We start from the raw sequence: 5,018 nt of genomic DNA, 5'->3' as shown, positions 1-5,018 counted from the left end.
ACCACTTTCTCAACACTCTTGGGCTGGCGCACCTTAGCCGCCAGCCTCCATACTCCATTTCCCCTCCTCGATCGCGACGGTTCGGACCGGACGGCCAAATTCCCGTTCGATCCCCTGCTCCACAATAAGCTCATCGGGTTCGTCATGCTGCGGATCGTCCCAGTCCAGCCATTGCAAGCGGCCGAAGCTGTAGGACCGGTACGCCTTTCCGTCCTTCACCCGGATATAAACCAAATCGCCTCCGGCCAAATAGTTCACGATCGCTTGACCTGCGCTCCGTTCTGTCGGGAACCGTGTCAACCAAATCTCGATCAGCCGGCTGCGGCCGGGCGAGGCGGACAAGTCGGCACGGCTGCGCCAATGGGAAGCGATGATGTCCGTCCACTGCCGGGTCCAGCGCTTCTTGGTGAACACCTCTGCGACCTCGGTCGCTTTTTGCTTGAAGGAAACGAGCTTCGCCGGATCGTCCAGCAAGCTGCCGATGGCTTGCTTCAGGGCATGGGCGTTAGGCTCGATGAGCAGCCCGTTGTACCCGTCGATGACGAGGTCCGTCAAGCCGCCGACCCGGGTGGCGATGACCGCATTCCCGGAAGCCATCGCCTCCAGACAGGACAAGCTTGTGCCTTCGCTGTACAGCGTCGGGATCAGCGAGATATCCGCCTGCCGGTAAGCCTGCGGCATGTCGTCAAGCTTAAGCGAGTACCGTTTAATGCGGCCGGGCCACCGTTTGATTTTGATATCTACATGCCGAAGGTCGGCATCGATTCCTTGCCCCACAAAATGAAAATCGACATGAGGATATTTAAGCAAAATTTGATCGATAACTTCCAGTACCAGGTACAACCCTCTCGCATGGTACAATCTCCGGGGATACAAGATGACGATGCGGCTGCCCGGCTTGTCGTAATCGGGTCTTGGCGTAAACTGGTCCGTATCTACGTAGTTCGGAATCACTTTGATCGCGTGGCCCAAAGCATAATCGACCGTCTGCAGCCAGTTCGCCGAATTCGTATCTACCGACACCAGCGTTCCGCACAGCCGGGCCCCTTCGATAAAACGGCGGTTCGTTTCCCAGAAAATCGTCCCGTCCGCATAGCTGCTATCCGGGTTATCCCAGTTCACGCCGTGAATAATACCGATGCCCGAACCGCTCGTTTCATAGGGCCACGCGTTGAAAAAGGCGGAATAGACCGTCAGTGCCGAACGCTCGGCCGTCTGCTCCTGAAACAACCGGCTGTACGTTTTGACGGTAGGGATCGTATATTGCTTCGCGTGCTGTCCGCCTCGCGATAAAGATACGACGTCAATGCCACGAACCCGGCGCAGCCACGCATCATGGCCGTACTGATAGACGGTAAGCGGCACCCCCTGCTGCTCCATCAGCCGGTGCAAATCTGTCAAATATCTCTCCGCTCCGCCGTTATAGAACTTCTCCCCCTCATAATCCAGAAAGGTAACCGTCATCACCGCAGCTTTGCCGGCCGGATCGTAATTGGCGTACGCCTTCCAGGCTCCCTTCCGTTCCTCCAGCAGACGCTCCGCTTGATCCGTCCGCTCCGACCATTGGTGTCCTGCGGCGAAACGGACCCCTTCCCGGGCCGCGACCGCAGCAAATTCCGGAGCCAGGACCGATTCGAGCGCCGCTTCGAATTCGTCGGCACCTTCCGCCAGACGCAAGATGTCGGTCTGGTACGCCGTCAACTCCAGCAGCGGCGCGGAAACGACCGGAAGGCCGAGCGCCGCATATTCGAAAAATTTGACGGGAGATACGCCGTTGGTCGTTTCGTTGACGCTGAATGGAATGATGGCCGCATCAAACCATTTGCCATAGTGGACCAGTTGATGGTACGGCTTCATCCCGAGCAGGTGAACGTTGGGCGCATCGAGTTTATCGCTGGGAATACCCGGCTTGCCGATAATGATGAACTGCCATTCCGGCTTTCTGCGGGCCAGTTCCAGCACCAGCTCGTCGTCGAACCATTCTTCCACCGCTCCGAAATATCCGATAACCGGGGAGCCTGCTGTGACAAACGGGGCCATATCCCCGGGAATGAAAGCGCGCGGCATTCCGAAATCTTCGATTCTCGCAGCGTTAGGCAAATAATAGGCGTCGGGCCGTTCCGTCACATACCTCTGCAGCGATTTCGCGGAATAGGTCACGATATCCGCTTGGGCCGTCGTTTGACGGTGCTTTTCGAGCATGTTCTCATCGTATAACGAAAAAAATTCAAGACAGTCGAGCACATCGTACCAAAGCACCTTATGCGGCAATAAGTCTGCCCAAGCCATCTGTATAAGCCAAGTACACAGCACAATAACGGATTGGCTGCGAAGCGCAGGAAGCAAATACGCTTCGCCGCTCACGACGAAAAGGTTCGGCTCGGCTTCGCGAAGCTGAAAAGGTTCGCCGGTAGGATCGCAAAAGAAACAAAGATAACCTCGTCCGGCAAACTCTTTCAGCAGCTGCTGCGGACGCTGGTGCGGCTCCCAAGGAACGGCTTCGGGGAATACGACGATCGCTTTGTATGCTTTGTTCCCCATCAGCTTCATCACTTCCGCTGCATTCGGATCAATCGGACCATGCAGGAAACTGGCATAATACTGCTGCCTGTAATGATATTCCGAACGAAAGTGCGGTTTCGTCTCTGCCGTCACCTTCCTCTACCTCCCCTTCGTTTCCGAATCAAACGGCGGTCTGCGTTCGTTCCGTTTTTTTCCATAAATAGGTTGATTCATCATTTTCGATCTGACAAGTTCCTATAAGCATTTGACTGACATATGGTACAACGTATCTATTCGGAAGGAGGGTGTAATGACCGTGTCCTTACGGCAAATTCTTTTAGTGAAAAGCAACTGCGTTCCGGCACGCAAAAAGGCGGTTCCCCGAAAGAAACGCCCGACCTTGTCAGACATCGTCAGGAAGCTCCGTCACCGTTTGCTCAGGCTGTTTACCATCTTAAGCCGGCGCATTCGTCGGATCTCGCGCGACGTAAGCCGGCTCGCCGGACAGGTGAACGCCGTCTCCGCGCAAGAGAAGCAATTGGCCGCGCAGTTGGCGCAAACGAACCAGTCGCTGAACGGTTTAAGCGGGCAAGTCTCCGCGCTTGCAGCCCGGACGGAGCCATTCGCCGCCCAGATCGCCGACTTGCAAGGGGAAGTGGAGAGTCTCTACGCCACCAGCCGTGCCGTTCGTACGGTGCTGCAAGGACGTGTCGGCACGACGGTATCTCTCGATACAAACGCAGGCTCCATCTCCGGTACGCTGACTGTGGTCGGCGACGATTTTGCCCAAATCCAAGAGCCTACCGGCGACATTGTCTTAATCCCTCTCGCCAACGTAAATTCCGTAACTTGAGAAAGGAGGCCGCAGGACATGAATTTCTCGCAGGCGCTGGCCGCCTTCATCGGCAGAAAGATCGAAGCGTTTTTGACGAATCAATTCGTACAAGGTACGCTGCTCGGCGTAGGAGACGGCTTTTTTACGGTACTGGTCCCCAATCCTTCTTACACTTCTCCGACGATTCAAGTGACGGTATTTAACCAAAATGTAGAATTCGTACGCATTCTTGCGGCTTAATCTTGCGACGGGCTTATGGCCGGCAGCATTTTTCTCATCCACTGAAGCCACTTGGCATAATGGCCCGGGTGGCGGTGGGTTATGCTGGACATTCGCAGTCTACGATGGTACATGACTTCGTGCACTTCCTCCGGCGGCCCGAACGGCAGAAGACGTGCCAGAAGCTGAAGGTCTTCATACAAACGCCCCTCGAACGGGTCCGTGGTCAGCCAGCCTCCCAGCTGCTTCAGCCGCTCTACGTTATACATGCGAGGAGCCAACGGAAACCCGTCTTTCAGAAGCGAATCGACCGTCATCGCTTTCGGACGCTCGCCGATCCGCCCCATGATCAAGCTTTTGTCCCGGCGTTCATGCCACAGCCTGTGACTCCCGTAGAGGAAGGCCGCTCCGCTTCCTTGCGCAGCCCGGCCGGCGAGTAATCGCAAGCAGTCCGGCATCAGCCAATCGTCGGCGTCAAGCTCAAGCAGCCATCGGCCCCGGGCCATCGATAACGCCCGATTCAAGGTATGGGACTTCCCCATGTTCCGCTCGCAGCGCACGAACCGTATGCGGGGGTCCGCCGAAAAAGGGCAGGCTCTCAGCGTCTCCTTGGCGCCGTCGGTCGATCCGTCGTCCATAATGAGCAACTCCCAGTGCGGGTACGTTTGTGCGCAGACGCTTCGGATCGCCCAAACCAAATATTCCGCATCATTGAATAGGCAAAGGACTACCGTTACGAACGGAGACTTGCCGGGAATTGCGGCGCTATACCGCCCTTTCAGGATCGGGGCAAGCTCGCGCCATTCGTCCGCCGCTCTCTTGGTGTCGGGGATACCCGTCACAGCGGGAAGCCACCCCAATGACTGCCGCTCCGGCCAATGCCATGCCGCGCTTAACTGGGATTGCTTTTCCACCAGGGCATACCGTTCGAACGGAAGCAGCCCAGGATCGGCAAATCCCGGAGACAGGCCACTGTTCCACGCTTTCGTTCGCCAGAGCACAGGCCCTCTGGGCACGCTGGCGGCAGGCAGACGACGGCCGTCCGCAGCCGCCGGGAACAGGAGCACACCGGCGTCGCTCTCCTCCAATGAGCGGACCCAAGTCTCGAGCTCGCGGCGAAACGCCGGGAGCAGCCGCTCGCCCGCATACAGCACGGCAAACCAAGGCCCTTCATCATCGGCAAGAGCTTCATTCATGTCGCCCGCTGCATGCGATTCCAGCAGTACGCACCGGCTATCCGGGAAGACAGCCCGGACGGATGCTTGCGTTTGCTCCGCAGGTCCGCTTTGACGCGAGTCCAGCACGATAAACAGCATCTCGGGCACGCCCTCCTGTCATCTGCACTTTCGGTTTCACTGTTTACTATATGATAAACACCTAAAATTTGTTATCGATTTTTCTAAGGAGGGACTGTCCGGTGAGCATCGTCATTTATCCGCCGACCCTCGATTGGCTATGGATG

4 protein-coding genes are annotated in these 5,018 nt (G+C 56.8%); 2 read left to right on the top strand and 2 right to left on the bottom strand.

The features are described from left to right. Positions 1-33: 33 nt before the first annotated feature. Complete coding sequence (locus tag QJ48_RS34235; RefSeq protein ID WP_054977742.1) at positions 34-2,655, bottom strand: glycosyltransferase; 2,622 nt, start codon at positions 2,653-2,655, stop codon at positions 34-36. A gap of 157 nt (positions 2,656-2,812) precedes the next feature. Between QJ48_RS34235 and QJ48_RS34230 the strand changes: the two genes are divergently transcribed. Together QJ48_RS34230 and QJ48_RS34225 are read left to right on the top strand one after the other, a co-directional pair. Beyond that, positions 2,813-3,355 carry a hypothetical protein gene (locus QJ48_RS34230; protein ID WP_054977741.1) on the top strand — a complete coding sequence of 181 codons (543 nt, stop codon included), beginning with the start codon at positions 2,813-2,815 and terminating at the stop codon, positions 3,353-3,355. Positions 3,356-3,373: 18 nt separating this feature from the next. After that, entirely contained in the window at positions 3,374-3,577 is a 204-nt protein-coding gene (locus tag QJ48_RS34225; protein WP_054977740.1) for a hypothetical protein, read from the top strand. Here the strand turns inward: QJ48_RS34225 and QJ48_RS34220 are convergent. Further along, positions 3,574-4,872: a glycosyltransferase family A protein gene (locus QJ48_RS34220; protein WP_054977739.1), complete on the bottom strand. Its 1,299-nt coding sequence runs from the start codon at positions 4,870-4,872 to the stop codon at positions 3,574-3,576. The two genes, QJ48_RS34225 and QJ48_RS34220, sit on opposite strands and share 4 nt — an antisense overlap. Positions 4,873-5,018: the final 146 nt, after the last annotated feature.

It is taken from the genome of Paenibacillus sp. A3 (genome assembly GCF_001399685.1).
Lineage (GTDB): Bacteria > Bacillota > Bacilli > Paenibacillales > NBRC-103111 > Paenibacillus_G.
The sequence above is the reverse complement of the archived record's forward strand: the minus strand, read 5'-3'. Positions and strand labels throughout refer to the sequence as shown.

What these genes read in the sequence shown, in the direction of transcription:
- QJ48_RS34230 (WP_054977741.1), top strand. Translation starts at nt 2,813, where the DNA reads ATGACCGTGTCCTTACGGCAAATTCTTTTAGTGAAAAGCAACTGCGTT.
- QJ48_RS34225 (WP_054977740.1), top strand. Translation starts at nt 3,374, where the DNA reads ATGAATTTCTCGCAGGCGCTGGCCGCCTTCATCGGCAGAAAGATCGAA.
- QJ48_RS34220 (WP_054977739.1), bottom strand. Translation starts at nt 4,872, where the DNA reads ATGCTGTTTATCGTGCTGGACTCGCGTCAAAGCGGACCTGCGGAGCAA.